The organism is Arthrobacter sp. 10T425, from assembly GCF_056393985.1.
The window spans coordinates 64089-90740 of record NZ_JBFTGZ010000003.1 but is presented as its reverse complement, the minus strand read 5'-3'; the positions used below and the strand labels follow the sequence as shown (position 1 = coordinate 90740).

Below are 26652 nucleotides of genomic sequence, written 5' to 3'. Positions count from 1 at the left end.
GAGCGACCCTTCAGGACCAGGTCCCGCGCTCCTGGAGGACCGATTTGAGCAGGTCCGCGCGGTCCGTGACAATCCCGTCGACGCCAAGGTCAAGCAACCGGTGCATTTCCGCGGGCTCGTTGATTGTCCAGACGTGGACCTGCAGCCCGTGCCGGTGTGCCCGCCGGATGAAGCCCGGCGTCACCACAGGCACGGCGCCGTAGCGGACGGGGACCTGCAGGGCGTGGACTCCGCGCAGTGCCCGGCGCACCACGGCGGACATCAGCGGCGTCGGCAGCACGGGGCCCAGCAGGACGAACACGGCGTTGGACACGATGCCGGCCGAGCTCGCGGCGGGACGGCTCAGCTGCTTCAGCACTGCCCGGCGCCGCCGGTCCGAGAAACTGGCCACCAGCACGCGGTCGTGCAGTCCGTGGCGTTCGATCGCCGAGGCCAGGGTGCCCACGGAGTTCCAGTCCTTGACGTCGATATTGAGCCGGACGTCCGGGAAGGCAGCGATCAACTCATCGAACCGCGGGATCGGTTCGGTCCCGCCGATCCTGGCCCGGGCCACGGTTGAGGCGGGAAGGTCAGCGATTTGGCCTCGGCCCTCCGTGATCCGGTCCAGGGTCTTGTCGTGGAAGAGCACCAACACGCCGTCGGCCGTGGTGTGCACGTCCGTCTCCAGATGCCGGAACCCGAGGTCGACGGCGGCGCGGAACGCGGCCATCGAGTTCTCCAGCCCGTCCAGTGAGAAGCCCCGGTGGGCCAGCGCCAGCGGCGCCCGGGAACCGCCCGGGGCCGGGGTGGCGGCGCCCTCCGGGCCGCCGTCGCGATCCCCGCGAGGGGCAAAGTAGGGGTGCAGGTCAGTCACTCCTGAAGCGTACCTTGGTCTGCCGGGACCGGGATTCGACCGGGGCTTGGGGGCCGGTACTGGCGGGCCGGGTCAGCGGGGGCCGGGTCAGCGGGCCTCAGTGGGCCTCAGTGGGACGGGCTGTCAGGAGCCTGCTGGCGGATTTCGACGCCGTCGCTGCAGTGCAGCAGCGTGCGGCCGCGGCCGCCGTCGAGGTCGACCCAGACCACGCTGTGGTCAGCCGTCACGGCGTCCACAAGCCCGCCGGTCTCAAGGCCCGGGGCGAGCCGGACGCTGACGCGGTCGCCCTGGCGCAGCTGCCTCCAGTGCCGGTCCGGTTCCACCGGGTGCAGGGGTTGTTCGTCCGTGTTGTTGAGTCGGTGCCTGGCCATGATGTCCCCATTCTCGGTCAAACGTTTCGTCGCGAGCTTCCAGCCTAGGAGGCCAAGGTGAACGCCAGTTGACCGCGAGCTGGGAATCCGGTGTCCGCCGGGAACCGGGCGACCGGTGGGGGGACCTGGTCCGGGGCGGGCGTGGGGACCTGGGCGGGGTTTTAGGGCAGCCGGACGCCGAGTTCGGCGAGCTTTGACTCGAGGATCTGGGCGACGCCGTCGTCGTCGAAGTGCGGGGCCTGCCGGCCGGCGGCCCGGATCGCTTCCGGGTGGCCGCTGGCCATCGCGTAGCCGTGCCCGGCCCAGCGAAGCATCTCGATGTCGTTGGGCATGTCCCCGAATGCCACCACGTCCGCGGCGCCGATGCCGAGGGACGACGCATATTCAGCCAGGGCCACGGCCTTGTTCACGCCTGGCAGGGACAGCTCGAGGAGGGCCATGTTCGGCGCCGAGTGCGTCGCGGCGGCCAGATGGGCGACGGCGGGCGTCACCTCGGCCAGGAACTCATCGGCGGTGCCTTCGCGGACAATGGCCAGGAACTTCGCCACGGCGTCCGCCTCCGTGAGGGTGGTGTGAAGCGGGGCCGGGGTGAATTCCGCGAGCAGTTCGCTCGAGCCGTTTTCGATAAAGCCCGGTTCCAGATGGAAGCCGGTCAGGGTTTCGGCGGCAAACAGCGCGGACGGACGCAGCCGCTTGATGATGCGGCGGGCCTCGAACATGGCGTCGAGGTCCAGTGTCCGCGCCGAGAGCAGGCGGTCGGCCTCGAGGTCCCACACGACGGCGCCGTTGGAGCAGATGACCGTTCCGGTATGCCCCAACTGGTCCTGCAGGGGGTGGAGCCAGCGCGGCGGCCGTCCGGTGACGAACACCAGTTCCAGCCCGGCGTCGCGGCAGGCGTGGAACGCGCGGACGGTCCGGTCGCTGATTTTGCCGTCATGGCCGAGGATCGTTCCGTCAATGTCACTTGCTACCAGCCGCATAGTGCCAGTCTACGTGCGCCGGGACGGCAGGCCCTCGCGGCCGCATTCGCCGAGTTCGCCGGACCGCGTCGGGTTCGCCGGACAATCACGGCGAACTGGGGAGGTTCCGGCGAACTCGGCGACAGGGGCGACAGGCGGCGGCGGGCTCAGTGACGTTCGAAGATGCCGGTCAGCGTGCCCCGGCCCAGGGTGTGCTGCGCCAGCTTCGCCTCCAGGCTGCCCGGAGCGGTGTGCTCGTTGAGTCCGGACGGTGCGATGTCGAGCGCGTGGACGGTGATGACGTACCGGTGCGGCCCGTGTCCGGGGGGCGGTGCGGCGCCCAGGTAGCCATGGAATCCGGCGTCGTTCTTCAACTGGATGGCGCCCGCGGGAAGGAGCCTGCCGCCCTCGGCGCCCGCTCCTGCCGGCAACGACGTGACGTCGGCGGGGATGTCCAGCACGGCCCAGTGCCAGAAGCCGCCGCGCCCCGGGGCGTCGGGGTCGAACATCGTCACCGCGTAGCCCTTGGTGCCGGCCGGGGCGCCGCTCCAGCTCAGCTGCGGGGATTCGTCCTGGCCGCCGGCGCGCATTTTGCCGCTGCGTTGGGCGGCCGGGAGCGTCTGGCCCTCCGCGTAGGATTCACTGCGGACGGGGAACACCGGAACATCGTGCCGTGTCATGGCTGCCTTTCACTCACTGCAGGGGCTGGGCCCCCATTTCCATCCGTGCCAGTTCCGCGCGCGTGGGCGGGTTCGCGCCGGCGCGGGACACGGTGACCGCCGCTGCCCGGGAGGCATGGGCGAGGACATCGCGGAGGCTTTCGGCGGAGAGTTCGCGCAGGCCCTTGCGGTTTTGTGCCCCGTCCAGGCCCAGATCCACCACGCCGGACAGGAGCGCGGCCATGAAGGAATCCCCGGCGCCGACTGTGTCCGCGACGTTGATCTCAGGGGCCGGGAACTGCGCCTCACCGGCGGCGTTGATGCCCCAGGGCCCCTTGCTGCCGCGGGTCACCACCACCATTGCCGGCCCTTCGGAACCGCCCAACGCCTGCCAGCGGCGGGCCGAGTCCAGCGGGTCCACGCCCGGGTAGAGCCATTCGAGGTCCTCGTCGGAGGCCTTCACAACGTCGGCGAGGCGCACAAACTTTTCGGCCTGCCCGCGGGCGTAGTCCACGTCCGGGATGATGCTGGGACGGCAATTGGGGTCGAAGCTGATGGTGGCGGACGGGTGGGCGCGCTCGACGGCGGCAAACACGTCGGCGGCGCCCGGCGCCAGCATGGTGGCGATCGAACCGGTGTGCAGCAGCGTGGTTCCCTGGAGCAGGAACGGCAGTCGCGCCGCGACGCCGGGAAGCTCCCAGGCGAGGTCGAACGTGTACGTGGCGGCGCCGGCGTCGTCGATCAGGGCGGAGGCCACACTGGTGGGCAGCTCGTCGGGTCCCAGCGGGAGCAGCACGGAGCTCGACTTCAGGTGCGCGGCCAGGGCCTCGCCATACGCATCGCGGCCGTAGCGGCCGATGAACTGGACCGGATGGTCCAGCCGCGCCAGCCCCACCGCCACGTTGAGGGGGCTGCCGCCGACATGGGCCTGGACGCCGGAGGACCGCTGGACAACATCAACCAGCCCCTCGCCAATAACTGTGAGCATGACCATACTCTGCCAGAGAATGCGCTCCGGTGCCGTGTGTTGCGCCCCCACCCGCTTCCGCCCTGCCGGCGCCACTGCCGGCGTCACTGCCGGCGCTCAGGCTGCGGTGGTGTCCAGCGCGATCCCCGCGGACGCGGCATGGGCAAACCTGGCGTCGATGTGGACCACGTCCCGGCCTGCCCGTTGCAGGAGGCTGGCGGCGACCCCGGCACGGTACCCGGAGCCGCAGTGCACCCAAAGTTTCCCGGCGGGAATGTCCCCGAGGCGCAGCAACAGCTCGTGCAGCGGCACGTTGACCGCGCCCACCACGCGGGCGGCGGCGAATTCGTCGGCCCGGCGCACGTCCAGAACGGTGTCCTCAGGCGCCCGGCCGGCGAGCATGCCGTCCCAGCCCACGCGCGGGTAGGAGGCGAGGCCGGCCTGCGGGGCGAGGGCGTGCGGCTCGGAACCGAGCGCGGCGTCGGGGGATTCGATGCCGATCCGGGAGAGGTCGCGGATGGCGTTCTCAACGTCTTCCCGCGAGCCCACCAGGGTCAGCGGTTCGCGCCACGGCAGCACCCAGCCGAGATAGGTGGTGAAACTGGAGCCGGAGCCATACTCAAAACTGACGCTGCCCTTGAGGTGGCTGTTGGCGAACGCCACGCGCCGGCGCAGGTCCACCACCCACTCGCCGCCGTCCAGGCGCCGGGTGAGTTCGGCGGCATCGAGCGATGCCGGAACGGCCAGCTCGGCAGGGCCCGGGCCCCGGACATTGGCCGGGCTCATGTGCGCGTAGTAGGAGGGGTGGTCCGTGAGGTTGGCGATGAGCTGGCGGACGAAGTGGTCCTCATCGGGGTCCGTCAGGGCGTGGTTGGCGGCAAGCTGCTCGCCGATGGTGGAGGACCGGGCACCGCTGGCGGGTCCGGAGGAGCAGAACGAGCCGAATCCGTGGGTCGGGAACAGCGCCGCGTCAGGGCCGGCCTCGGCGGCGAGGCGACGGACCGAGGCGTACTGGTCGTGGGTCAAGCCAACGGTGTCCGCCTCGGCGACAAGGTCCGTGCGGCCCACCGAGCCATACAGGAGGCTGCCGCCCGAGAAGACGGCCTGCTTCCCGCCGTCGTCCACGATGAACGACAGGTGGGTATGCGTGTGCCCCGGCGTGGCGACCGCCTTGACCGTAAGCGAGCCCACGCGGACCGTTTGGCCGTCCGTGATGGGAGTGCGCTCGAACCCGACGGCGTCCGCGGCGTTGACGAGATAGCTGGCGCCGTGGGCGCGGGCCAGGATCAGCCCGCCGGTGATGTAGTCATTGTGCATGTGCGTTTCGGCCACGTGCGTGATGGCTACCCCGGCGTCACGGGCGGCCGCCTCGATGCGGTCCGTGTCGCGCTGCGGGTCGATCGCCAGCGCCACCGAGCCGTCGTGGACCAGGTAGCTGCGGTCCCCGAGCTGCGGGGTCTCGATGACGATGACTTCCATGGTCCCTCCGGTGCGGTCAGCCCTTGAAGGTCAGCCCCGGTTGACGGGGTGTCCCTCGTCCTGCCACTTCATGATCCCGCCGGTTACGTTGACGGCGTCGTATCCCTGGTCCTCCAGGTAGGTGGCGGCCTGGGCACTGCGGCCCCCGGCGGCGCACATGACGTAGACGGTGCCGCTGGCCGGGACCTCGGCGAGGGACTGGACGAACCGTGAGAGCGGGATGCTCCGGGCGCCGGGAACGCGGACGGCGACGTATTCGTCTTCCTCGCGGACATCGACGATTTCGGTGGCATCGCCCAGGGCGGCCAGGTCCTTGACGGAAATGCTCTTCATGCCTGTTCCTTTCGCGGGCGCCAGACGGCCCGGCGCGCGTATTCCAGCTCAATCATGATACCCCTTGGGGTATCATTGACCCTCCGGACGGCCCCTCCCGCCACACCCCTAAATATAGCCCGTCGGCCTGGCCTGCCAACCTAGCCTGCGGGGCGGTCCTGCTGGTAGACGTCCGGGATGCCGTCGTGGTCCGAGTCGACCTGTTCCGCCTCCTCCGCACGCCGGTACTGGTGGTTGCGTGTCCGGAGCACCGTGGTGGCGAGGAGCGCGGCGAGCAGTGAGGCCGCGAGGATCCCTACCTTCGCGTGGTCTTCATGCGCAGTGCCCTGGCCGAAGCTCAACTCGGCAAGCAGCAGCGAGACCGTGAAACCGATGCCGGCGAGGATGGCGAGGCCGAAGACGTCAATCCACTTGAAGGACCCGTCCAGGCGGGCCCGCGTGACTTTGGTGATGAGCCATGTGGTGCCGAGGATGCCCACCGGCTTTCCGGCAACCAGCGCCACGATGATGCCCACCGCCACGGGGTCCGTCAGGGCGGCACCGAGGCCCTGCCAGCCGCCTATGGCCACCCCGGCGGAAAAGAACGCGAAGACCGGGACGGCGATCCCGGCCGAGATGGGGCGGAACCGGTGTTCGAAAATCTCCGCCAGGCCCGGGCCGGCTTCAGGGCCGCCGCTGGCCTTCGAACGTTTGACGGGAATGGCAAATCCGAGCAGGACCCCGGCCACGGTGGCGTGGATGCCTGATGCGTGCACGAGGGCCCACGTCGCGAAGCCGAGCGGCAGCAGGATCACCCAGGCTGCGGCTGCGTGCGTGCCGAAGAACCGCCGGTATTTGTGCGCCAGGAACGTGTAGAGGCCCAGCGGGAGCAGGGCCAGCAGGAACGGCTCGGGGTGGAGATCGCTGGTGTAGAAGATCGCGATGATGGCGATGGCCAGGAGGTCGTCGACGACGGCGAGGGTCAGCAGGAAGATCCGCAGCGCACTGGGCAGGTGGGAACCGATGAGCGCCAGCACCGCGACAGCGAAGGCGATGTCGGTGGCGGTGGGAATGGCCCAGCCGTGCAGCGTTTCGGGACCGGAGAGGTTGATGGCCGCGTAGATGAGTGCCGGAACGGCCACACCGCCAACGGCGGCGGCCACCGGAACCACGGATTTGCTCGGTTCGCGCAGGTCGCCGGCGACGAACTCGCGCTTGAGTTCGAGCCCCACCAGGAAGAAGAAGATGGCCAGCAGTCCGTCGGCGGCCCAGGCGCCCAGGCTCAGGTCCAGATGCCAGGGCGCGTAGCCGATGGTGAAGTCGCGCAGTGCGAAGTAACTCTCCGAGGCCGGTGAGTTGGCCCAGATAAGGGCCACCATCGCCGCGGCGACCAGCAGGGCGCCGCCCACGGTTTCCTTGCGGAGGATCTTGCCGATCCGCAGGGCCTCGGCATAGCTGCCCCGGCCGAAAATGGTGAGGCGGGGCGGCGAAGGAGGAGGCGGTGTTGGTGAAGAGGGTGTCGGCGAAGGGGGCAGGGCGCTCATGGGGTCCTCAAAATGGGGTCGACGGAACTATGCCGACCAGACTTCCCGGCGCACCTGCGCTCCAGTCTATTCGCTTTCGCCGGCCAGGGGATGCCATCGGGGACACCGGGGCCCCCATCCCGGCCGCCGGGCGGACTTCAGACCAGCAGCTGCTGCACGAGTTCACGGCATTTCCGGTATGCGGGTGCCTTTGGGTCGATGAGCGCGAAGTGGTCGCCCGGGACCTTGAGCAGCTGGACCGGCGCGCCGGCGGCCTTGGCTGCGCCGGCGTAGGTCTCGGACTGGCTCACCGGCACGGTATCGTCCTCCGTGCCGTGAACGGCATATACGGGCACGCCCAGCGGTACCGCACTCATGGGGTCGGCAAATTTATGCCGTTTGGGATATTTCTCCGATGAGCCGCCCAGGAAGTTGCTGACGGCGCCGTTGCTGAGGTTGAGCCGCTCGGCGGCCGCGAGGTTAAGTACCCCCGACTGGCTGACGACGCCGGTGAGCTGCACCGCGCCGTCGTCGTCGCCCCGACGCGTCAGCTGGCGGTCCGCGTCCGGGGCACCAAGCCCCGCGAGCCGGCGGCGTCCCGCCGCCCAGACGGCGAGGTGGCCGCCTGCCGAGTGGCCCAGGGCCACCACGCGGTCCAGTCCCAGCCCGTGCTCGTCGGCCAGTTCACCGAGCTTGTCGATGCCGGCCAGGACGTCGGCGAACGTGTTGGGCCAGCCTCCGCCGTTGCCGGCCCGCCGGTACTCCAGGTTCCAGGCCGCCATGCCGTGCGCGGCGAGGTCCTTGGCAAGGGGCTCCCCCAGTTCTGCGCCGTACTGCGAACGCCAGTACCCGCCATGGATCACCACCACCACGCCCTTGGGCGCGGCAACATCCGGGAGGAAGAGCTCACCCCACTGGCTGGGGTCCTCGCCATATTGGTACTTGTGCCTCTTCACAGCGTCCTCCTTGGGGCCCGGTGAACAGGCGGCGGAGACTGCCCCCAGAGTCACCGCCGCTGCGGCCGCGATCATAGTCCGCCGCCGCATTTCAGCCATATGCTGAGCCTACCTTGGGCACCAAGCGGCCCAGCGCAGGCCGGACCCCTCGCATGCCGGACCCCTCCCATGCCTGCTGCGCCGCCCTTGCCTGCGGGCGTGCCCGGCGTTGCCAGCCTGCGGGCCGGTGTCGTTGGTGCGCCGTAAGCTGGATCCATGGCGAGCAACTGGGACCGTTTGGACGTGAGCCTGCGCGATTCCGTGCAGGAGAACGTGGAGTTGTACGAGCGGGTCCGGCCTGCCCTGAAGCTGGTCACCCGGGAGGTCCTGCTCACGCTGCGGACCATGCTCAAGGACACCGAAGTCACGCCGTTGTTCGTCACCGGACGCACCAAGACCGTTGAATCCTTCCGCGAGAAGATTTCCCGCATTGAGGAACCGCTGGAGCCGGGCGGGCCACCCGTGCTGAAGTTCCCGGACCCGTTCCGGACCCTGAATGACATGGTGGGAATCCGTGTGATCACGAAGCTGCCGGCGGAAAACGCGGTGGTGGCGAATCTGATCAAGCGCCAGCGCCAGCTCTTTGACTGCCGGGGGGACCGGGAAAAGGACATCGGCTCGATCGAGTCCGGCACATACGGCTACTCGAGCCGGCACCTGATCCTGCGGACCATCCAGAACGAGGCCGTCAAGGACTACCAGCTGGCCTTCAACCCGGACGTCCCGCCGAACGGCAGCTACTTCTTCGAGTGCCAGATCCGCACCGTCTTCGCCCACGCCTGGAGCGAGATCGAGCACGACATCCGGTTCAAGGCCGAGGACCCGCGGGCCTGGACCCCGCACTTCGACCGCCAGTTCACCGCGACGGCCGCCATGCTGGAGACCGTGGAGAGCGCGTTCTCGGACCTGCACGAACGCTACGAGGAGGTCCGCGGCTACTGGGACATGGACGGTGAGGGTGCCGCGCAGCTGACGCCCAACCGGATTCGCGACGTCTGGCGGACCCTGCTGCCGCACGTGGACCGGAAGGTCGACGACGACTGGGGCTGGGCCGCGGAGCTCATGGCCGCCCACGGCCTCAACCAGACCATGCAGCTCGCCGGGCTGCTTAGCGCCAACCGGATCACCGAGGTCCGCAAGGCCCTGGACCACCGCTACTCCCCCGGCCCGGACCGGCTCCTCGATGACCTGCTGCTGTGGCAGTACGGCACCGAGCACATCGAGCTCACCGCCGAGCCGGCCGACGCCGTCCCGCACCCCCGGCGCGACAGCCTCCTGCGGCGGCTCAAGCAGATCGAACGGTACCGGCTCACCCAGGGCTAGCGCGCCTGCCTCAGCGGATGCCCTCTGCCACCACCGATTCTCCCCACCTTTGAACCAGCGACGCCGGTCCTCACCGGCGGTTCGGCCCGACACGCCGGGTGCGGCGACCAAAGGTGGGGAATTTCAGCGCCAGCGGGGCGGATGTTCGATGGACGCGGACGGCGGGTGCGGCTACGTGTGGGCGTAGGTGAGGCAGTCGGCGTTGTCGACGCCCGGACCCACATGAACTTCGGGCGCCTTGCACATCAGATGGTCGTTGTGGGTGCACTCGGAACGCTGGCAGGCGCCGACGTCGGCCAGCACCTTGGGGAGCCCGCCGTGCACCCCGATGTCTATGAAGGTCGCGCAGGAGGCATGATCTGCGGCGCCGCCGACGGTAATGGCGGCCGCGTTGCAGTGGGAGTGGTCATTGAAGGAGCAATTGCTCACGCTGCAGTCGGCTACGTGCGTCGTCATTGGATTTCCTCCATGCTCCGGCCACCCGGACGGGCGGCGCCGTAAATCCACGCTAGGCCGCACCAAGGCAAACAAAAAGACCCAAACGTGTGACCTAATACCGGCCCGACCGGTCGCGCCGCCCCGTCAGTTCCCCGCGCCGAGCTTGCCGGCCAGGCGTTCGCGCATCAGGGCGCTGGCCCGGTTCAGGCCCACGACGTCGACGCTCTTGCCGTGCTGCCGGTACTTCTCCGTGATGGCATCCAAAGCGGCGATCGTGGAGGTGTCCCACAGGTGGGAGTCGCGCATGTCGATGACGACGCGCTCGGGGTCCAGTGCGTACTCGAACTGCGTGTAGAGGTCATTCGCGGAGGCGAAGAACAGCTCGCCGTCCACGCGATACGTGGCCCGGCCGCCGTCGTGTTCCGTCACGGTGCGCTCGACGGTGACGAAGTGGGCCACCCGCCTGGCGAACAGGACCATCGCGACGAGTACGCCGACGCCGACGCCGATTGCCAGGTTGTGCGTGGCAACGGTGACCACCACCGTCGCCGCCATGACGGCGGTTTCGCTCTTGGGCAGGGCCTTGAGGGTGGCGGGCCGGATGCTGTGCCAGTCAAAGGTGGCAACTGATACGAAAATCATGACGGCCACGAGCGCGGCCATCGGGATGAGGGACACAATGTCTCCGAGTGCCACCACGAGGATGAGCAGGAAGACGCCGGCCAGAAGGGTGGAGATCCGGGTCCGGGCGCCGGAAGCTTTGACGTTGATCATGGTCTGGCCGATCATTGCGCAACCGCCCATGCCGCCGAAAATGCCGGTGACAATGTTCGCGACGCCCTGCCCCCAGGCCTCGCGGGTCTTGGCCGAACGCGTGTCCGTGATGTCATCCACGAGCTTCGCGGTCATGAGGGATTCGAGCAGGCCCACGAAGGCCATGGCCAGCGCGAACGGGAAGATGACCTGCAACGTTTCGAACGTGTTCGGCACGTTGGGCAGTGACAAAGAGGGCAGCGAGTCCGGCAGTTCACCCTTGTCCCCCACAGTGGGAACGACGACGGCGGCCGTCACCGTGATGAGCGTCAGGGCCACAATGGCCACGAGGGGTGCGGGGACGGCTTTGGTGAGCCTGGGCAGGCCGAAGACGATCAGCAGGCCCAGCGCGGTGAGCGGGTAGACCAGCCAGGGCACTCCGATCAGCTCGGGCACCTGCGATAGAAAGATCAGGATGGCCAGGGCGTTCACAAACCCCACCATGACCGGGCGGGGGATGAACCGCATCAGTTTCGCCACGCCGGAGAGGCCCAGCACGATCTGGAAAATGCCGGCCAGAATCACCGCCGCCACAAGGTAATCCAGTCCGTGGGACTTCACTAGTGGGGCGATCACCAGGGCGACGGCGCCGGTGGCCGCAGAAATCATCGCCGGACGGCCGCCGACGAAGGCGATGGTCACTGCCATCGTGAAGGACGCGAAGAGCCCGATCCTCGGGTCCACGCCGGCGATGATCGAGAAGGCGATCGCCTCAGGAATCAGAGCCAGTGCCACCACGAGGCCGCCCAAAACCTCGGTCTTGAGCCGTCGCGGGGACGTCAAGGCGCCTCGGACCGATTGCAGTTGCGCGGGCGTGGCGGCCGGGGCCTGCGCGTCGATACTGGTGGCCATCGCTGGCTCCGTTCGTGGTCAAGGAGGCCGAACGGCCTCCAGATGTCAAAGAATGTGAAGAATTCAGGGAAGGTGGGCGCTGCGTCGCGCCGGGGTGGGGAGTTCGCCTTTTCGGGCTCACCCACGCAATGAACCCTACCCGTCGGACTCCTGCCCGCACGGCGGCATAAAAATCTGACATATTTGTCCGACAGGTGGTCACGAAGTGGCCACCCCGTGGACGCCGGTGGCACCATTCTTGGATGCTTGAGGCAACTAAAACTTCGAATACCGCCCGGGACGCGGGCACTGTCGCCGACGTCCCGGCCAATCCCGCCCTCGCCGCCGAGGCAAAGGTTGCCCGCATCGCGGTGACGGTCTTCCCGGTCCTTGTGGTGGTGGCCGGGCTCGCCGGTTTCCTGCTCCCCGGCGCGTTCAAACCCCTCGCCCCCAGCGTGCCCTTCCTGCTGGGCATCATCATGTTCTGCATGGGCCTGACGCTGACGCCGCCCGATTTCGCGTCGGTGGCCAAGCGGCCCTGGGCCGTGGCCCTGGGAATTGTGGCGCACTACGTCATCATGCCGGGGGCCGGCTGGCTGATCGCCGTCGGCCTTCACCTCGAGCCGGAGCTTGCGGTGGGCCTGATCCTGGTGGGCTGCGCGCCGTCGGGGACCGCCTCCAACGTGATGGCGTTCCTCGCCAAGGGCGACGTCGCCCTGTCCGTGGCCGTCGCCTCCGTGTCCACCCTGATCGCGCCGATCGTGACGCCGCTGCTGGTGCTGTTCCTGGCCGGCTCGTACCTGAACATCGACGCCGGGGGCATGGTCCAGGACATCGTCAAGACCGTCCTCCTGCCGGTCATCGCCGGACTGCTGGCCCGCCTCTTCCTCAAGAAGCTCGTGGCCAAGGTCCTGCCCGCGCTGCCGTGGGCCTCGGCCGTCGTGATTTCCCTGATCGTCGCGATTGTCGTGGCCGGCAGCGCCAGCAAGATCGTCGCCGCGGGCGGCATCGTGTTCCTCGCCGTGGTGCTGCACAACGGCTTCGGCCTGGGTCTGGGCTACCTGGCCGGCAAGCTGGGGCGCCTGGATGACAAGGCGCGCAGGGCCCTCGCCTTCGAGGTCGGGATGCAGAATTCCGGCCTGGCCGCCACCCTCGCCACCGCGCACTTCGGCGCGCTGGCGGCGCTGCCGTCTGCCGTCTTCTCCCTGTGGCACAACGTCTCCGGCGCGATCGTGGCCGCGTGGCTGGCCCGCCGTCCCCTCCGGGAGGCCGCAACCCAGGAAACCGCAGCGCAGAACGCGGCAACCCAGAACACGGCACCGGAGGCCGCGCTGAAAGCCTAAGGGTCCTAACCCCGCAACTGTGCCAGCAGCAGAGTGACGGCGCGCCCGGCCAGGATCTCGGGGGTGTCCGTGCCGGCGGGGACCACCTCGTGTCCGTCCTGGACAGCAAGGCTGCCGGGCCCGGCGTCGTCCGTGATGAACACGTGGGGCGTGCCGCGGCCGGCGGGCTCTGCCATGGCGCCGGAATCGTCGTCCGTCTTCGGCGCGCTGGTGTGGATCACGCCGTCGGCTCCGCCGGAGAGCATGAACTGCCGCCAGTTCCCGCCCAGCAGGATGACCGACTGGTAGCCGTGCTCCGGCAGGATCCTGGCCAGCACCGTGGCGATGGCCCTGTCCCGGGGCTGCTCGAGGTTCGGGACGGCCACGGCCACCAGCTCCGTCCGGCCCCGGCGCATTCCCCGGGCGGCACTGTTGGCCACATAGCCAAGTTCGCGGACCGCGGCGTGCACCCGGTCCTGGGTGGCTTCGCTGATCCGGGTGGTACCGCCGGAGCGGCCGGAGAGCACATAGGAGACGGTGGTCAGGGAGACCCCGGCCGTCTGCGCGACATCGCGGATGGTGGGCTTGGATCCAGGCCGCACTGATGACTCCCGGCTGTTTCTCCGCCGGGTCCGCGGCGGCTCGTGAAAACGTTGTTTTAGGGCAGACCCCCTGTGTGAACTCTAGCCCGAAGCGCCGGTTCCCGGCCCACACCGACCAAGCAGCGCGGCGGGGTTCGCGGCGGGGTTTGCGGCGGGCAGGTCCTTGGTGAATGCCAGCGGCCCGATGGTTTCCGGGTCGGCGGAGAGATCGAACTGTGCCTCGTAACCGGTGCTCAGGTAGAGGTGTTTCGCCTCCGGCTGGCGCGGGCCGGTTGTCAGGTAGACCTTCCGGTAGCCGCGACGGCCGGCCAGCGCCTCCAGCTCGGCAAGGACAAACCGGGCCAGTCCGCGGCGGCGGTGCGCTGAATGCGTCCAGATCCGCTTGAACTCGGCGGTCTGCGGGCCGTGCCGGCGGAACGCGCCGCCGGCCACGGATTCGCCGTTCTCGCGCACAATCAGCAGGGCCCCGCCCGGCGCGGCGAATTCCTCGGCCGGGTAACGGTTGAGTTCCTCCGCGGCGGCCCCGCGGCCAAAGAGGCTGCCGTAGCGGGTGTCGTATTCGAGCGCGAGCTCGTCCAGGAGCGGACGGACCCTGGGATCGCTCATGGGGAGATTGAGGACCGTCAGCGCGGCGGTGTCCACGGGCGGGGTGTCCACGGGCGGGGTGTGTGGTGGGGACGGGGTCATGACGGGTCCTTTCCGCCGGCGGCGGCCTGCGGCACCGCCCGGCCGGCGTCCGTTTGATCGTTGTTGGCCAGGCCGCTGTCGGCCGGGCCGTTGTTGGGGTTCGCCAGCAGTTTCAGGACTCGCCGGGCCAGGGCATCGTTTTCGCGGAACGGCGCGGCGTTGGTGCCGGGCCGGGCGAAGGCGCCGGCGCCCCAGCCGGAAGTACCGGGCCCGACGCCGAACAGCCGTTCGCGCCGCTCCCCCACCGGACTGATGAGCTCGTTGTGGGCGGACACCAGGAGCCGTCCGGTCGCGTGCGTGCCGTCGGCAGTGAGGAGCTGCTGTTCAGTGCCGAGCCCGGAGGCGTGCAGCTGGCGCAGCAGCGGGTTCGCGGAGCGGGCCACCGACGGCGCCGGGAGCCGGGCCTCGATCAGGGCCGGCGCTGACACGCTGATCCCGGATTGGGCCGAGCGGGCGACGAACCGGCCCGAGTACTCCGCGGCCTCGATCTCCAGTCCCGGGCCAATGAACTGCAGCAGACCGGCCCGGTGGATCGCCAGCATCTCCCGCAGCCTGCGCGGCGGCGGCCCGGAGTCGACGAAGCTGAAGAAGCCGTGCCACCAGCCCTGGACCTCCCGCTGCGACCGTGCGTTCAGCCGCTCGGACGGCACCAGCCGGCCCAGGTCCATGTAGGACTTCAGCAAGGAAGTGAACAGGGCCAGGGTTTCCGAATGGTCCGGCCCGGTGCGCAGCTCAAGGTCGCGGCCAATGTACGCTGCCACCGCCGACTGGAAGTCTGCGTGGCCGGCGAAAACGCGGCCGGCGAAGGGATGGTCCAGCCGTTCGAGGTCCAGGTGGAGCCCTGCGTCCGGGACGGACCCGGCGACGAGCCGCCGGCGCTCCTGGCTGTACCAGTCCGCAGCGGCGAACCGTTCGGCGAATTCCCGCCAGCCGGTCCGGACCCGTTCCGGGTAGCCGGTGAACAGCTCGCGGTAGTACGCGTAGCCGGCGTCCTTGGCGATCAGGGGCCACAGCTGGGCGCGGAAGTCCACCTCGCCAGGCGCATCCAGAAGCGCCGTGACGGCGTCGGCCGTGAAGAACGCCGGCTCGCCTGCTGCGTCGCCGCGCAGGGCGGACGTGATCTTGGAGTGGTAGGGCACGCCGCGGCGGGAGCCGGCCCACAGCCGCGGCTCGGCACCGGAGGGCACGTAGCGCAGGCGGCCGCCTGGCAGCTCCTCGAACCTGCCGCCGCGGCCCTCCATGAGCAGGACCAGCAGGTCCACGAAGGCCAGGCCCATGCCGGAGACAATCACGTCCTGGCCGGCGGCGAGGGGTGAGTAGTCGACGTCGGTGGTGTAGCTGGGCGCCGCGTGGAACGCGCCGTGCCGGGCGGCAAAACCGGCCCACGCCGCAGACTCCTCATTGGGCAGCGAATCCGTGTGCCCCAGGGAGGCGATGACGACGTCGGCGGGCAGCACCGCGCCGCCGGCCAGCCGGACGCGGTAGCGTTCCGGACCCTGGTCGGCTTCATGCTGCACCGGCTCGACGGCGGACGCCGTGTCCCGGTGCACGGTGACGGTGGTGTCCGGTCCGAGGGCGGCGACGGAGCGGCGGAAGAACCATTCCAGGTAGACACTCTGCAGCTGCCGGGTGGGGAAGCTGGCACCGGTGAGGGCGGCCAGCTGGCGCCGGAGTTCCGCCGGCAGCTCCGGAACATCCGCGATGGACCCGTCCAGGACCCCGGCGGCCCACTTTGCCAGGCCGGGGCCGTCGACCGCGGGTCCCTCGCATTGGACGGAGGCATCCGTGAACATCGTGACGTCCGCCGCCGCGGAGTTGAGCATCAGCCCGGGATGCTGCTCGTAGCGCCAGATCCTGCCGGCACCCGGGGTGTGCGGCTCCACGACGTGGATCTGCAGGGCGCCGTCGAGCAGCTCCGGCCGGTTGGCGGCGAGGCGTTCCAGCAGCCCGGCCGCGCGCGGGCCGCCGCCGATGAGGACCACGGATGGGGCATTCACTGGCATGACGGTCTCCTGGCTCGGGTGCGGAGCCCTCATGCTAGGCACCCGAAATGGAGCCGGTCGAGGCGCCGGTCACGGCCGTTCACCCCGCGTAACGCGGCGTAAATCGAGGCAAGAATTCGTCGTGTGACGCCGTGCGAACCTGCGTGAACGTATGCAACCTGCCGCCTTGCCGCGCGTTTTCGCACGGCCCTAGATTGGCAGCCAACTACCCCCACAGCAACTGGAAGAAGCGAGGTGGCGCATGAGTTCAACAGCAACCCCGGTGGCACAGTCCGCCCCGGAGCCGGCGTCCGCCGGCATCGAATCCGCACCCGAGACCGCGGAGGTCCGGCCCGCAGGACCCGTACCCGCCGGCGAGCGCGCACCGGCCGGAACTGTCGGCTCCGGTTCGGTGGGCCGCAAGGCCGCAACCGACTACGCCGACTACCGGCTGGTCCCGGCCCGCCATCCGTGGCGCTGGGTGGGCACCGCCGTCGTCGCGGTGGGCGTGGCCGGCATTGCCTGGTCGCTGGCCACCAACCCGCGCTGGGAGTGGGGCGTGGTGGCGCAGTGGTTCACGGCGCAGTCGATCGTGAACGGCCTGCTGGAGACCCTGAAACTGACGGCGATCTCCGGGGCGCTCGGCTTCATCCTGGGGTTCATCCTGGCGCTGATGCGGCTGTCCGCGTCGCCCCTGCTGGTCTCCGTCTCCTGGACGTTCTCCTGGATTTTCCGCTCCACGCCGCTGCTGGTGCAGATGCTGCTCTGGTACAACCTGGGCTACCTCTACGAGAAAATCAGCCTGGGGCTCCCCTTCACGGACGTGCGCTTCTTTGAGGCGCAGACCACCACCCTGATCAGCCAGTTCGCCGCGGCAGTCCTCGGCCTGACCCTGAACCAGGCCGCCTACTCCGCCGAGATCATCCGCGGCGGCATCCTGTCCGTGGACCAGGGCCAGCTCGAGGCCGCAACCGCCCTGGGCATCCCGGCCTGGCGGCGTTCCACCAGGATCGTCCTCCCCCAGGCCATGCGGGCCATCCTGCCCACCGCCTTCAACGAGGTGATCGGCCTGGTCAAGGGCACCTCGATCGTCTACGTCCTGGCCTATTCCGAGCTGTTCTACACCGTCCAGGTCATTTACAACCGCACCCAGCAGGTCCTGCCGCTGCTGCTCGTGGCCACGCTCTGGTACGTCGTCATCACCTCGGTCCTGAGCGTCTTCCAGTACTACATCGAGCGGCACTACTCCAAGGGCGCGGTCCGCACGCTGCCCCTGACCCCGCTGCAGAAGGCCCGCAAATTCCTCGCCGTCCATACGCCCGCCGCCCGGGAATCGAACCAGGGAAGGGGCACCCGATGAGCACCGCACTCCGTACGACCACCCAGACCCCGTCCGCGGCCGCTGCCACGGACGCCGTAACCACCCGCGGCCTCGTCGAGATCACGAAGGTCCGCAAGTCCTTCGGCGCCGCGGAAGTCCTCAAGGGCATCACGCTGACGGTCGAGCCCGGGGGTGTCGCCGTGATCGTCGGACCGTCCGGATCCGGCAAATCCACCCTCCTGCGCACCATCAACCACCTCGAAAAGGTCGACGCCGGGTTCATCGCGATCGACGGCACGCTGGTGGGCTACGAGGTCCGCGGGCGCCGGCTCCACGAGTTGCGCGAAAAGGAAATCCTGAAGCAGCGCACCGAGATCGGCATGGTGTTCCAGAACTTCAACCTCTTCCCGCACCTGACCGCGCTGGAAAACGTCACCGAGGCACCGATCGTCGCGCCGCGGGCCGGAAAACCCCGGCTCTCCAAGGCCGAGGCCCGCGACCGCGGGCTGGAACTGCTGGACCGCGTGGGCCTGAAGGACCGTGCCGGCGCCTACCCGCGCCAGCTGTCCGGCGGCCAGCAGCAGCGCGTCGCGATCGCCCGGGCGCTTGCCCTGGACCCGAAGATCCTGCTCTTCGACGAGCCCACGTCGGCCCTGGACCCGGAACTGGTCAACGAGGTCCTTGACGTCATCCGCGGGCTGGCCAGGTCCGGCACCACGCTGATCATCGTCACGCATGAGATGGGCTTCGCCCGCGACGTCGCCGACACGGTGGTGTTCATGGACCAGGGCCAGATCGTCGAGCAAGCCACACCCCAGGAAATTTTCACCAACCCGCGCGAAGTTCGCACCCGGAGCTTCTTCTCCAAAGTCATCGAACCCGCTTTCAACATCTAAGGAACCCCATGGCAATGAGCTCCGCCCTCCGCACCGCCCGCGCGAGTACTGGTCCCCGGCGGACGCGTGCGGCGCTTCCCGCCGTCGTCCTCATCGGCACCCTGTCCGGCACCGTGGCCCTGAGTGGCTGCGCGGATCCCGGCGCATCTGCCGCGTCCGGCGGGCATCCGGCGACGACGGCTGCCCGCAACGGCGTCGTCTACAACACCTCGCCGGACCAGCAGCGGATCCGGGCCGAGAAGGACGCATCCCTGGCCGCGAAGGTCCCCGCGCTGATCGGCAAGGACGGCAAGCTGACCGTCGCGACGACGGCGGGCGCGATTCCGCTGTCCTTCCACGCCACGGACGACAAGACCCCGATCGGCGTGGAGGTGGACCTGGCCCAGCTGGTCGCGGACAAGCTGGGCCTGGACCTGGACGTCCAGGTGACCTCCTGGGAGAACTGGCCGTTGAAGACCCAGTCCGGCGACTTCGAGGCCGTGTTCTCCAATGTGGGCATCAATGCCGCCCGCGTGAAGCTCTTCGACTTCTCCAGCTACCGCGCCGCGTACATGGGCTTCGAGGCGAAGAAGAGCTCCGGTTACAACATCAAGGGCTCCGATGACATCTCCGGGCTGAAGATCTCGGTGGGCTCGGGCACCAACCAGGAGAAGATCCTGATCGCCTGGAACAAGGAGCTCGAGGCCAAGGGAAAGGCGCCCGCGGTGCTGCAGTACTACTCCTCCGACGCCGACACCATCCTGGCGCTGTCCTCCGGCCGCACCGACCTGAACCTCGCGCCCTACCCGTCCGTCACGTACCGGCAAAACACCCGCGACGACCTCAAGGTGGTGGGCAAGGTCAACGCCGGGTGGCCGTCCGAGACCCTGGTCGCGGCCACCACGCTCAAGGGCAACGGCCTGGCCCCGGCCATCACGGACGCCCTGAACTCCGCGATCAAGGACGGCTCCTACGCCAAGGTCCTGGACCGCTGGGGACTCTCCGAGGAAGCCCTTCCCGAGTCCACAACCGTCACTGAGGGCAACTTCGGGACAGCCCAGACAGGGAAAACACAGTGAGGTTCCAGGTCCTCGACATCATCCCGCACCTGAAGAACCCGGTCACCGGGGAGATCGTCTCCACCGCGGACCGGCTCAACCAGGTGGTGGAGACCGCGCGCCGGGCGGAGGGCTTCGGCTACGACAGCTTCTCCGTCGGGGAACGCCACGCGGGTGAGTTCATCTCCTCCTCCCCCACCACCGTGCTCGCCGCCATCGCCGCCGTCACCACCAGGATCCGGCTGCAAAGCGGCGTGACGGTGCTGTCCGTGCTGGACCCGGTGCGGGTCGCCGAGGACTACGCCACGATCGACCAGCTCAGCCGCGGCCGGCTGGAACTGGTGATCGGCAAGGGCAATGAGGTGCTGCAGTACCCGCTGTTCGGCCTGGACCTGGCGGACCAGTGGGAGCTCCTCGCGGAGAAATATGCCCTGCTCCGCCAGCTGTGGACCGAGGAAAACGTCACGTGGTCCGGGAGGTTCCGCGCCGCGCTGACGGAGCCCACCACCACGACGCCGCGGCCCTTCGCAGGGGCGCCGCGGGTCTGGCACGGCTCCGCCACCAGTCTGGCCTCGGCGGCGCTGGCGGCGCAGTGGGGCGATCCGCTGTTCACGGCCAACGCGATCCAGCCGCGGGAAAACTACAAGGTGCTCATTGACCACTACCGCGAGGAATACGCACGCCACGGCCACGATCCCCGGCACCAGTACCTGGGCTCCGGATCGGGCGCGGGCGGGGTGTTCATCGCGGACACCACGCAGGAGGCCAAGCGGCAATTCGGCCCGGTCTACGAGGCCCTCACGACCGGCCGGAACGTTCCCGGCAACAACTCCCCCTACCGGGACATCGACCACGCCGTCGCCGACGGTCCGGCCCTGGTGGGCAGCCCGGAGCAGGTGATCGACAAGATCCTCAGTTACCACGCGCTCTACGGCCACGACCTGCAGTCCATCTCGCTGCCCACCACACTGCCCTTCGCCCAGCAGCTGGAAATCCTCGAGCGCTTCGCCCTGGAAATCATTCCGGCCGTCCGCGCCGCCGCGCCCACCACGCTCTGGGCCGACGGCGACCCGTACGCCGGCCGGCCTGCATTCGCCGGCACTACTGAGACCGACGCCGCCGCCCGCGTCACGGCCGACCACACCCACCACAGGAGCTCTCATGTCCACGCCCACTGACACCGACGGCAGTCCTGACATTCGTCCCGACCGCCGTCCCGACCGCCACCGCGACCCGGAATTCGAAGCCGCCTGGGCGGACTGGCATGCCGCGCACGAACGCCACCGCGCCAGCCCCCACGGCTTCCTCGCCGTCACCCACCTGCACTGGCTCGATGCCGCGCCCGCCCGGCTGGACGGCGCGCCGGGCACGTGGAGCGTCGAGGACGGCGCAGTCCGCCTGGCTTTGGGGGCCGGCGAACGCGTCCTTCGCGACGGGCAGGAACTGAACGCCGACGGGACCGGAGCCACAGTTTTTCTCGGCCCGATTCCCGAGCGCGACGGCATGAATCTGCGGGTGGAGGATGCCGGCGCCGGCCATACCGTGATCGAGCTCGCCAAGCGCGGCGGCCGCTATGTCGTGCGGCCGCGGCATCCCCTGAACCCGCTGCTCACCGGCTACCGCGGGACGCCCGCCTACGCCCCCACCCCTGAATATGCCATTTCAGGAATATTCGTCCCGTTCGCCGAACCGCGGCCCACCACCGTGGGCGCGGCGGTCGAAGGAATCCACCACGTCTACGAGGCCCCGGGGGAAATCCACTTCCGGCTCCGCGGCAAGGACCTGAGCCTCACCGCATTCAACGGCCACACTCCGGGCACGCTGTCTGTCCTCTTCACGGACGCGACCTCGGGCAAGAGCACCTACGCGGCCAACCGCTCGCTCACCGTGGCGGCTCCGGGCGCCCACGGCACGGTCTGGCTCGACTTCAACCGGGCGGTGAACCTGCCGTGCGCCTACACAGACCTCGCCACGTGCCCGCTGCCGCCGGCCGAGAACCGCCTGCCGGTGCCCATCGAGGCCGGCGAACAGATCCCCTACGAACGACAGGACGCATCATGAGCACCCATCCCGCCAAGAACGGGCCCCGCGAACTCGGCCTGCTCCTGCTGGAGCTCGACGGCGCCGGCAGCCACCCGGCCGCGTGGCGGGTGTCCCGCACAGCACCCGCGTCCGTGCTGGGCCCGGAACACCTCCGCGGCGCCGTGCTCGCCGCCGAGTCCGCCGGATTCCACGCAGCGACGTTTTCCGATCCCGGCATGCCGGCCCCCGGGCACCCGGACGCCGCGGCCCGGCTCAACGCCCTGCAGCGCGCCGCGTTCGCCGGCCCCGTGACCCGCTCCCTCGCCCTGATCCCGGAAGTGGACACCGCCTACACCGAGCCGTTCCACATCTCCACCCAGCTGGCCAGCCTCGACTACGTCTCCGGCGGACGGGCCGGCTGGCTGGTAGCCGCTTCATCAAGCGCGGCCGATGCCGCCGCCGTCGGACGCGACACCGTGCGCGGGGACCGACTCTCCCGCGAGGCCGCCGATGCGATCGAGGTCAGCCGCAGGCTCTGGGACTCCTGGGAGGACGACGCCGTGATCCGCGACGTCCCCACCGGGCGCTACCTCGACGTCGACAAGCTGCATTACATCGACGTCGAAAACGGCAGCTATTCCGTCAAGGGTCCGTCGATCATTCCGCGGCCGCCCCAGGGCCAGCTGCCTGTCCTGGCCCCGGCCGGGCTCCTCGCCCCGGAGGCCGTTGCGGCCGGGGCAGCGGACGCGCTGCTGGTCTCGGCCCCGACGCCCGGGCTCCTGGCCGCCGAGCTCGCGGCGACGCGCGCAGGCCTCGCCGCCGGCGGGAAGGGGCCTGCGCTGATCGCCGAGCTCGACGTCGTGCTGGACTCCCGCGGCCAGGCCGCCGCCCAGCGGCTGGCCGGGCTGAACGGCCACACCCCGTGGCAGAGCCCGCGCGCACAGTTCATCGGCTCGGCGGCCGGGCTTACCGATCTGCTCACCGAGGTGCTGGCCTGGGCCGAAGGGGTCCGCCTGCACCCCGCCGTGCTGGACACGGATCTTGAGGAACTGACGCGGCTGGTGCTGCCCGAACTGCGCCGGCGCGGGGTCCTCGCCCCCACCAGCCCGGACGCCACATTCCGCGATCAGCTGGGGCTGGCACGGCCAGCCAGCCGCTACGCCGCCGCATCCAGCGCCCCCGGCGCGGAAAACTAAGGAGCCCACCATGAGCCACGGCACCCACCCCGCCGCTGAATTCACCGCGTCCGGGTTCATCCCCTCAGGTCAGCTCCAGCTGGGCGTGTTCTTCCAGGGCGTCAACTCCGGAACCGTCTGGAAGGCGGCCGAGTCCGGCTCCCAGACCGACTTCGAATCGTTCCGGCGCATCGCCCAAACCGCCGAGCGCGGCCTGTTCGCGGCGTTCTTCCTCGGCGAAGGCCTGCGGCTGCGCGAGCATCTTGGCCGCCCGCACGCGCTCGACGTCGCCGGCCGTCCCGACGCGCAGACCGCCCTCGCCGCCTTGGCCGCGGTGACCACCAACATCGGGCTGGTCGCAACCCAGAACACCACGTACAACGACCCCGCAGACCTGGCGCACCGGCTCTCCACGCTGGACCTGCTGTCCGGCGGCCGCGCCGCCTGGAACATCGTCACCACGGACAACGCCTGGACCGGCGCCAACTTCCGCCGCGGCGGCTACCTGGACCACGCCGACCGGTACACCCACGCCGAGGCCTTCGTGGAAACCGCCAAGCGGATCTGGGACGCGTGGGACGACGGCGCCGTCGCGGGCTCAGCCTCCGCCGAGCGGTGGTCGGCGGAGGGCGCGGTCCGGCGGGTGCGCCACACCGGCCGGCACTACACCGTCGACGTCACCCCGCGGCTGCCGCGCAGCGCCCAGTACCGGCCGGTGCTGTTTCAGGCCGGGGATTCGCCCGCGGGCAGGGACTTCGCCGCCCGGCAGGCGGACGTCATCTTTTCCGCGCACCCGCAGCTGGATGACGCCCTGGAGTTCCGCCGCGACATCGTGGAGCGCACCCTCCGGGCCGGCCGCGGCGCCCAGGACGTGAAGATCATGCCTGCCAGCGAGTTCATCCTCGCCGCCACGCCGCGGGAGGCCCTCGAAAAGAAGGCCTGGGTCCGCAGTCTGCAGATCGGCCCGCAGCAGGCCATCGCGTACCTCGAACAGTTCTGGGGCCGGGAGCTGCAGGGCTACGATCCCGACGGCCCGCTGCCGGACATCGACCCCGTGGTCGAAGAAACCTCCGAAACGCGCGGCAGCGGATTCCACGGCGCCAAGGCACGCCAGTTGACCGACCAGTGGCGGGCCGAGGCCACGGAGAAGGGCCTGTCCATCCGCCAATTCGTCTCGGCCAAGACCAGCCGGGGCGACTCCACCTTCACCGGCTCGTACACCGAGGTCGCGGACCGGCTCAGCGAGTATGCCCGGACCGGTGCCGTCGACGGCTTCAACATCTCGCCGTGGCTGATCCCGTCCGGCCTCGACGACATCGTCAACCACCTCGTCCCGGAACTGCAGGAGCGCGGCGTGTACCCCACGGAATACGCGGGCAGCACGCTGCGGGAGAACCTCGGCCTGGCCACCCCGGTGCGCCCAGGTGCCAGCGTCGAGGCCGGCATCGATTCAGGTTCGGTCACGGCACAGGCCTAGACGATCACCGCTGCTTCACCACGCAGGCACAACGAATCCCCGCCGCAGACGTTCCCGGCGGGGATTCGTTGGCTTTCGGCACCGTTCATTCAACCAACGCGGGGTCACATCGCGCCCATAATCCTCTCCGGGATGGGCGCGATGTGACCCCGCGTTGGATTTAGGGCGGGCTACTTCTTCGGCAAGCCCGCCGGATTCAGCTCCGACTTCGCGACGGCTTCCGCGGACAACCCCCAGCGGTCCAGGATCTTGGCGTAGCTTCCGTCCTGGATCAGATGGTTCAGTCCGGCCTGGGCCGCTGCGGCAAACCCGTTGTCCTTCTTGGTGGTGACGGCGATGCTGGCCTTCAGCGGCCAGCCGCCGTCGACCAGGCCGACGAGCTTTGTCTTGGCGTCGGAGGCCGCCTTGTAGGCCGCCGTGGCGTTGGGGCCGAACGTGAGGTCCGCCCGTCCGGACTGGATGGCGAGCTGGGAGGCGGAGTCGTCGTCGTAATACTGGAACTCCACGGGCTTGAGGCCGTTTTTCTTGTTCTCCTCATCCCAGCGCAGCAGGATTGCCTCCTGGTTGGTGCCGGAACCGACGATCACGCGCTTGCCGGCGACGTCCGGGGCCGATTCGACCTTGGTGACGCTGCTGTCCGCCTTGGCGTAGAAGCCGAGCTTGTCCTCACGGTAGCTGGCGAAGTCGAACTTGAGCTTGCGCTCCTCCGTGACGGTGACATTGGAGAGCACAGCCTCGTACTTGCCGGAATCGACGCCGAGCGGCCAGTCGGCCCAGGCCGTCGGGACAATGTCTGCCTCCAGGCCCAGGGACTCGGCCAGAGCGACGGCGATATCCACCTCGTTGCCCACCGGGGTCTTGTTGTCGGTGGCGTAAACGGCCAGCGGCGCCGCAAACGGGCTCACCGCCACGGTCAGCTTCCCGTCCTTCTTAATGGCTTCCGGGACGAGCGCGGCGGCCGCGGCATCCACCGTGGCCTTGACGCGGTCCTGCTGCGGCGAGAGGTTGAACTGCTTCACCCCGGTGGACGACGACGCCGCTGCCGACGGGCCGCCGGCAGCGGCGGCGCCGGGATCGGAGCAGGCCGCCAGACCCAGGACAGTGGTGGCCGCCAACGCGACCGCGGCGCCTGATTTAAAAGAAAGACTGGACATGTTCTCCCCTTGAGAGTGGACTGAAATGGTGCTGGTGCCAGCAACTATCCGGGGCCCGGGAGAGCCGGTCAAAGCGCCGTGAAACCGGGTGAAACCAAGGGATACAGGCGGTAATACCCGTTCATCCGGCGTCCGCGGACGCTGCCTGCGGACGCCCTGTGTTACCGAAGATTGCCCTGCGTGACGCGACGGGACGGAATTGTTCACGGCAGGCCGCAACTGGCCTAGCCTGCATAGAAGACCTGCAAGGTGACAGCACGACACAGGAGGGGTGAACTTGTCAGTGAGCACGCACCAGCAAACGCACCGGACCACGCACCGGCTCGGCATCAACGCCCCGGCGGACCTTGTCTTCAGCATGCTGCGCGACGCCTCACACTGGCCCTACCTCGAGGGCCTGACGGTGTACTCGGAGCGCGTCAGCGGCGACGACGCCGGCCACGAGCTGCGCACGTCCGTGGTGTCCAACGGCTCACTCAGTTCAAGCCACTGCTGGCGCGTCTTTGACACCGCCAGCCACCGCGCCCAGTTCCACCAGCTGGACCTCGAGCCCCCGTTCCGGGAGCTCGGCGGCGACTGGGCGATCCTGCCGGCGGACGGGCTCTCCGTGGTCACGCTGAACCATGAGTTCGAGGTCGACGACGAGCACCTCACCGAGCGGATCCGTGCGATCATCGAGGACTACAGCCGGCGTGAACTGGAGGCGTTGCGGATCAGCTGCGAACGGTTGTCCGTCCTCCTGCAGCACCACGCCCCGCAGACGCACCCCACCCCACATCTCACGGCGCAGTCCACCCCGCACCCCACAGCACAGGAGGCCTAAATGTCAGAGGCCAGGTTCACGACGGAACGGGACAGCTTCGGCCGGCTTCTCGCGGACCGCGAAGTCTGGCGGCAGGCCTCCACGATCCCGGCGGCCGGCGAACTGACCGCCCGTTGGCTGGAGGGCAACAGCCAATACCAGCCGGGAGTCTTCGCGCCCGGGTTCGACGAGGAGACCGCGGCCATCGCCGGAGAGCTCGCCCGGCTGAACCGCAACGGGCTCTTCACCAAGGAATCGCAGCCGGGCGTTCAGGCCGGGGGCCTCGCGCAGCGCGCCTACGTGACGGCCTTCTGCGGCCCGGAGGCGGCGACGGCACTCCTGGCCCTGTCCGCACGGACCGGCCTGGTGACGGTCGTCCACGACCCCGGCGAGGCGAGCAGCGTCTCCATCCCGGTGACCGTACAGGACGACGACGTCGCGACCTTGCTCGGCAGCAGCGAGGGGCCCGTTGGGGAGGACCAGCTCAGGGACTGGGCAGCCGAGACCAACGAGACCTTGGCCCTGGTCCTGGCGGATGCCTGGTACGTGGAAATCTTCGACCCCGTCTGGGGCCGGAACGATGTCCTGTTGGCCGCCGTACTCGAGGCGCTGCAGGCCGCTTAGCCGGCGGGAACGCGCGCCGCGCTGCCGG

General features: G+C 69.4%; 26 protein-coding genes. 11 read left to right on the top strand and 15 right to left on the bottom strand.

The features are described from left to right. Window positions 1-10: 10 nt before the first annotated feature. The 9 genes from AC1DDH_RS04685 to AC1DDH_RS04645 all read right to left on the bottom strand — a co-directional run bounded on the left by AC1DDH_RS04685 (window position 11) and on the right by AC1DDH_RS04645 (window position 8079). A complete protein-coding gene (locus AC1DDH_RS04685; protein ID WP_476859532.1) occupies window positions 11-853 on the bottom strand; it encodes a glycerophosphodiester phosphodiesterase family protein in 843 nt (280 codons plus the stop codon). Window positions 854-960: 107 nt separating this feature from the next. Next, entirely contained in the window at window positions 961-1224 is a 264-nt protein-coding gene (locus tag AC1DDH_RS04680) for a hypothetical protein (protein WP_476954945.1), read from the bottom strand. 161 nt (window positions 1225-1385) lie between these two features. Then, window positions 1386-2204, bottom strand: a complete 819-nt coding sequence (locus AC1DDH_RS04675; RefSeq protein ID WP_476849937.1) for an HAD family hydrolase — start codon at window positions 2202-2204, stop codon at window positions 1386-1388. A gap of 146 nt (window positions 2205-2350) precedes the next feature. Further along, window positions 2351-2863, bottom strand: coding sequence for a YbhB/YbcL family Raf kinase inhibitor-like protein (locus AC1DDH_RS04670; protein ID WP_476954944.1), 513 nt, complete (start codon window positions 2861-2863; stop codon window positions 2351-2353). Between the two features lie 13 nt (window positions 2864-2876). Then, on the bottom strand, window positions 2877-3830 hold the full coding sequence (locus tag AC1DDH_RS04665) for a carbohydrate kinase family protein (protein WP_230010142.1): 954 nt from the start codon (window positions 3828-3830) through the stop codon (window positions 2877-2879). A gap of 96 nt (window positions 3831-3926) precedes the next feature. Continuing rightward, a complete protein-coding gene (locus AC1DDH_RS04660; RefSeq protein ID WP_476859534.1) occupies window positions 3927-5288 on the bottom strand; it encodes an MBL fold metallo-hydrolase in 1362 nt (453 codons plus the stop codon). Window positions 5289-5318: 30 nt separating this feature from the next. Then, entirely contained in the window at window positions 5319-5621 is a 303-nt protein-coding gene (locus AC1DDH_RS04655) for a rhodanese-like domain-containing protein (RefSeq protein WP_028275958.1), read from the bottom strand. 140 nt (window positions 5622-5761) lie between these two features. Next, a complete protein-coding gene (gene nhaA, locus AC1DDH_RS04650; protein ID WP_476954943.1) occupies window positions 5762-7144 on the bottom strand; it encodes a Na+/H+ antiporter NhaA in 1383 nt (460 codons plus the stop codon). Window positions 7145-7281: 137 nt separating this feature from the next. Then, window positions 7282-8079, bottom strand: a complete 798-nt coding sequence (locus tag AC1DDH_RS04645) for an alpha/beta hydrolase (protein ID WP_223914733.1) — start codon at window positions 8077-8079, stop codon at window positions 7282-7284. Between the two features lie 255 nt (window positions 8080-8334). Between AC1DDH_RS04645 and AC1DDH_RS04640 the strand changes: the two genes are divergently transcribed. Continuing rightward, complete coding sequence (locus tag AC1DDH_RS04640) at window positions 8335-9441, top strand: GTP pyrophosphokinase (protein WP_223914734.1); 1107 nt, start codon at window positions 8335-8337, stop codon at window positions 9439-9441. 171 nt (window positions 9442-9612) lie between these two features. On the opposite strand, the gene AC1DDH_RS04635 is transcribed toward AC1DDH_RS04640, so the two are convergent. Together AC1DDH_RS04635 and AC1DDH_RS04630 are read right to left on the bottom strand one after the other, a co-directional pair. Next, a complete protein-coding gene (locus AC1DDH_RS04635; RefSeq protein ID WP_028275954.1) occupies window positions 9613-9897 on the bottom strand; it encodes a DUF1540 domain-containing protein in 285 nt (94 codons plus the stop codon). Between the two features lie 126 nt (window positions 9898-10023). Continuing rightward, a complete protein-coding gene (locus AC1DDH_RS04630) occupies window positions 10024-11544 on the bottom strand; it encodes a SulP family inorganic anion transporter (protein WP_476954942.1) in 1521 nt (506 codons plus the stop codon). 242 nt (window positions 11545-11786) lie between these two features. Between AC1DDH_RS04630 and AC1DDH_RS04625 the strand changes: the two genes are divergently transcribed. Next, a complete protein-coding gene (locus AC1DDH_RS04625; RefSeq protein WP_476954941.1) occupies window positions 11787-12866 on the top strand; it encodes a bile acid:sodium symporter family protein in 1080 nt (359 codons plus the stop codon). A 5-nt stretch (window positions 12867-12871) separates the two neighbouring features. Here AC1DDH_RS04625 and AC1DDH_RS04620 read toward each other — a convergent pair whose 3' ends face one another. The 3 genes from AC1DDH_RS04620 to AC1DDH_RS04610 all read right to left on the bottom strand — a co-directional run bounded on the left by AC1DDH_RS04620 (window position 12872) and on the right by AC1DDH_RS04610 (window position 16137). Beyond that, complete coding sequence (locus AC1DDH_RS04620; RefSeq protein WP_476954940.1) at window positions 12872-13447, bottom strand: LacI family DNA-binding transcriptional regulator; 576 nt, start codon at window positions 13445-13447, stop codon at window positions 12872-12874. Between the two features lie 81 nt (window positions 13448-13528). Further along, complete coding sequence (locus AC1DDH_RS04615; protein WP_476954939.1) at window positions 13529-14134, bottom strand: GNAT family N-acetyltransferase; 606 nt, start codon at window positions 14132-14134, stop codon at window positions 13529-13531. After that, complete coding sequence (locus tag AC1DDH_RS04610) at window positions 14131-16137, bottom strand: FAD/NAD(P)-binding protein (RefSeq protein ID WP_476954938.1); 2007 nt, start codon at window positions 16135-16137, stop codon at window positions 14131-14133. The genes AC1DDH_RS04615 and AC1DDH_RS04610 overlap by 4 nt, the downstream gene beginning before the upstream one ends. Before the next feature lie 241 nt (window positions 16138-16378). Here AC1DDH_RS04610 and AC1DDH_RS04605 point away from each other — a divergent pair, with 241 nt between their 5' ends. From AC1DDH_RS04605 to AC1DDH_RS04575, 7 genes are read left to right on the top strand one after another with little or no spacing between them, the layout of a single operon-like run. Then, complete coding sequence (locus AC1DDH_RS04605) at window positions 16379-17476, top strand: amino acid ABC transporter permease (protein WP_476954937.1); 1098 nt, start codon at window positions 16379-16381, stop codon at window positions 17474-17476. Next, window positions 17473-18333: an amino acid ABC transporter ATP-binding protein gene (locus AC1DDH_RS04600; RefSeq protein ID WP_476954936.1), complete on the top strand. Its 861-nt coding sequence runs from the start codon at window positions 17473-17475 to the stop codon at window positions 18331-18333. Before AC1DDH_RS04605 ends, AC1DDH_RS04600 begins: the two co-directional genes overlap by 4 nt. Before the next feature lie 14 nt (window positions 18334-18347). Continuing rightward, the gene (locus tag AC1DDH_RS04595) at window positions 18348-19391 is read left to right on the top strand and encodes an ABC transporter substrate-binding protein (RefSeq protein ID WP_476954935.1); all 1044 of its coding nucleotides are present in this window, start codon (window positions 18348-18350) and stop codon (window positions 19389-19391) included. Continuing rightward, on the top strand, window positions 19388-20548 hold the full coding sequence (locus AC1DDH_RS04590) for an LLM class flavin-dependent oxidoreductase (RefSeq protein WP_476954934.1): 1161 nt from the start codon (window positions 19388-19390) through the stop codon (window positions 20546-20548). Before AC1DDH_RS04595 ends, AC1DDH_RS04590 begins: the two co-directional genes overlap by 4 nt. Continuing rightward, window positions 20532-21431 (top strand): DUF1684 domain-containing protein, encoded by a 900-nt coding sequence (locus AC1DDH_RS04585; protein ID WP_476954933.1) that lies wholly within the window; start codon window positions 20532-20534, stop codon window positions 21429-21431. Before AC1DDH_RS04590 ends, AC1DDH_RS04585 begins: the two co-directional genes overlap by 17 nt. Next, window positions 21428-22588 carry an LLM class flavin-dependent oxidoreductase gene (locus AC1DDH_RS04580; protein WP_476954932.1) on the top strand — a complete coding sequence of 387 codons (1161 nt, stop codon included), beginning with the start codon at window positions 21428-21430 and terminating at the stop codon, window positions 22586-22588. Before AC1DDH_RS04585 ends, AC1DDH_RS04580 begins: the two co-directional genes overlap by 4 nt. Before the next feature lie 10 nt (window positions 22589-22598). After that, window positions 22599-24044, top strand: coding sequence for an NtaA/DmoA family FMN-dependent monooxygenase (locus tag AC1DDH_RS04575; protein ID WP_476954931.1), 1446 nt, complete (start codon window positions 22599-22601; stop codon window positions 24042-24044). 170 nt (window positions 24045-24214) lie between these two features. Here AC1DDH_RS04575 and AC1DDH_RS04570 read toward each other — a convergent pair whose 3' ends face one another. Continuing rightward, window positions 24215-25198, bottom strand: coding sequence for an ABC transporter substrate-binding protein (locus AC1DDH_RS04570; RefSeq protein ID WP_476856081.1), 984 nt, complete (start codon window positions 25196-25198; stop codon window positions 24215-24217). Between the two features lie 283 nt (window positions 25199-25481). On the opposite strand from AC1DDH_RS04570, the gene AC1DDH_RS04565 reads away from it, so the two are divergent. Together AC1DDH_RS04565 and AC1DDH_RS04560 are read left to right on the top strand one after the other, a co-directional pair. Then, window positions 25482-26021: an SRPBCC family protein gene (locus AC1DDH_RS04565; RefSeq protein WP_476849954.1), complete on the top strand. Its 540-nt coding sequence runs from the start codon at window positions 25482-25484 to the stop codon at window positions 26019-26021. Then, the gene (locus AC1DDH_RS04560; protein WP_223914749.1) at window positions 26022-26624 is read left to right on the top strand and encodes a DUF6919 domain-containing protein; all 603 of its coding nucleotides are present in this window, start codon (window positions 26022-26024) and stop codon (window positions 26622-26624) included. It begins immediately after the preceding gene. Window positions 26625-26652 lie beyond the last annotated feature (28 nt).

Bases quoted from the DNA above. Each gene is read 5' to 3' on its own strand.
- AC1DDH_RS04635 (WP_028275954.1), bottom strand. From the start codon at position 9,897: ATGACGACGCACGTAGCCGACTGCAGCGTGAGCAATTGCTCCTTCAAT.
- AC1DDH_RS04675 (WP_476849937.1), bottom strand. From the start codon at position 2,204: ATGCGGCTGGTAGCAAGTGACATTGACGGAACGATCCTCGGCCATGAC.
- AC1DDH_RS04575 (WP_476954931.1), top strand. From the start codon at position 22,599: ATGAGCCACGGCACCCACCCCGCCGCTGAATTCACCGCGTCCGGGTTC.
- AC1DDH_RS04600 (WP_476954936.1), top strand. From the start codon at position 17,473: ATGAGCACCGCACTCCGTACGACCACCCAGACCCCGTCCGCGGCCGCT.
- AC1DDH_RS04640 (WP_223914734.1), top strand. From the start codon at position 8,335: ATGGCGAGCAACTGGGACCGTTTGGACGTGAGCCTGCGCGATTCCGTG.
- AC1DDH_RS04560 (WP_223914749.1), top strand. From the start codon at position 26,022: ATGTCAGAGGCCAGGTTCACGACGGAACGGGACAGCTTCGGCCGGCTT.
- nhaA (WP_476954943.1), bottom strand. From the start codon at position 7,144: ATGAGCGCCCTGCCCCCTTCGCCGACACCCTCTTCACCAACACCGCCT.
- AC1DDH_RS04610 (WP_476954938.1), bottom strand. From the start codon at position 16,137: ATGCCAGTGAATGCCCCATCCGTGGTCCTCATCGGCGGCGGCCCGCGC.
- AC1DDH_RS04655 (WP_028275958.1), bottom strand. From the start codon at position 5,621: ATGAAGAGCATTTCCGTCAAGGACCTGGCCGCCCTGGGCGATGCCACC.
- AC1DDH_RS04660 (WP_476859534.1), bottom strand. From the start codon at position 5,288: ATGGAAGTCATCGTCATCGAGACCCCGCAGCTCGGGGACCGCAGCTAC.
- AC1DDH_RS04615 (WP_476954939.1), bottom strand. From the start codon at position 14,134: ATGACCCCGTCCCCACCACACACCCCGCCCGTGGACACCCCGCCCGTG.
- AC1DDH_RS04670 (WP_476954944.1), bottom strand. From the start codon at position 2,863: ATGACACGGCACGATGTTCCGGTGTTCCCCGTCCGCAGTGAATCCTAC.
- AC1DDH_RS04580 (WP_476954932.1), top strand. From the start codon at position 21,428: ATGAGCACCCATCCCGCCAAGAACGGGCCCCGCGAACTCGGCCTGCTC.
- AC1DDH_RS04665 (WP_230010142.1), bottom strand. From the start codon at position 3,830: ATGCTCACAGTTATTGGCGAGGGGCTGGTTGATGTTGTCCAGCGGTCC.
- AC1DDH_RS04605 (WP_476954937.1), top strand. From the start codon at position 16,379: ATGAGTTCAACAGCAACCCCGGTGGCACAGTCCGCCCCGGAGCCGGCG.
- AC1DDH_RS04680 (WP_476954945.1), bottom strand. From the start codon at position 1,224: ATGGCCAGGCACCGACTCAACAACACGGACGAACAACCCCTGCACCCG.
- AC1DDH_RS04585 (WP_476954933.1), top strand. From the start codon at position 20,532: ATGTCCACGCCCACTGACACCGACGGCAGTCCTGACATTCGTCCCGAC.
- AC1DDH_RS04625 (WP_476954941.1), top strand. From the start codon at position 11,787: ATGCTTGAGGCAACTAAAACTTCGAATACCGCCCGGGACGCGGGCACT.
- AC1DDH_RS04595 (WP_476954935.1), top strand. From the start codon at position 18,348: ATGAGCTCCGCCCTCCGCACCGCCCGCGCGAGTACTGGTCCCCGGCGG.
- AC1DDH_RS04630 (WP_476954942.1), bottom strand. From the start codon at position 11,544: ATGGCCACCAGTATCGACGCGCAGGCCCCGGCCGCCACGCCCGCGCAA.
- AC1DDH_RS04570 (WP_476856081.1), bottom strand. From the start codon at position 25,198: ATGTCCAGTCTTTCTTTTAAATCAGGCGCCGCGGTCGCGTTGGCGGCC.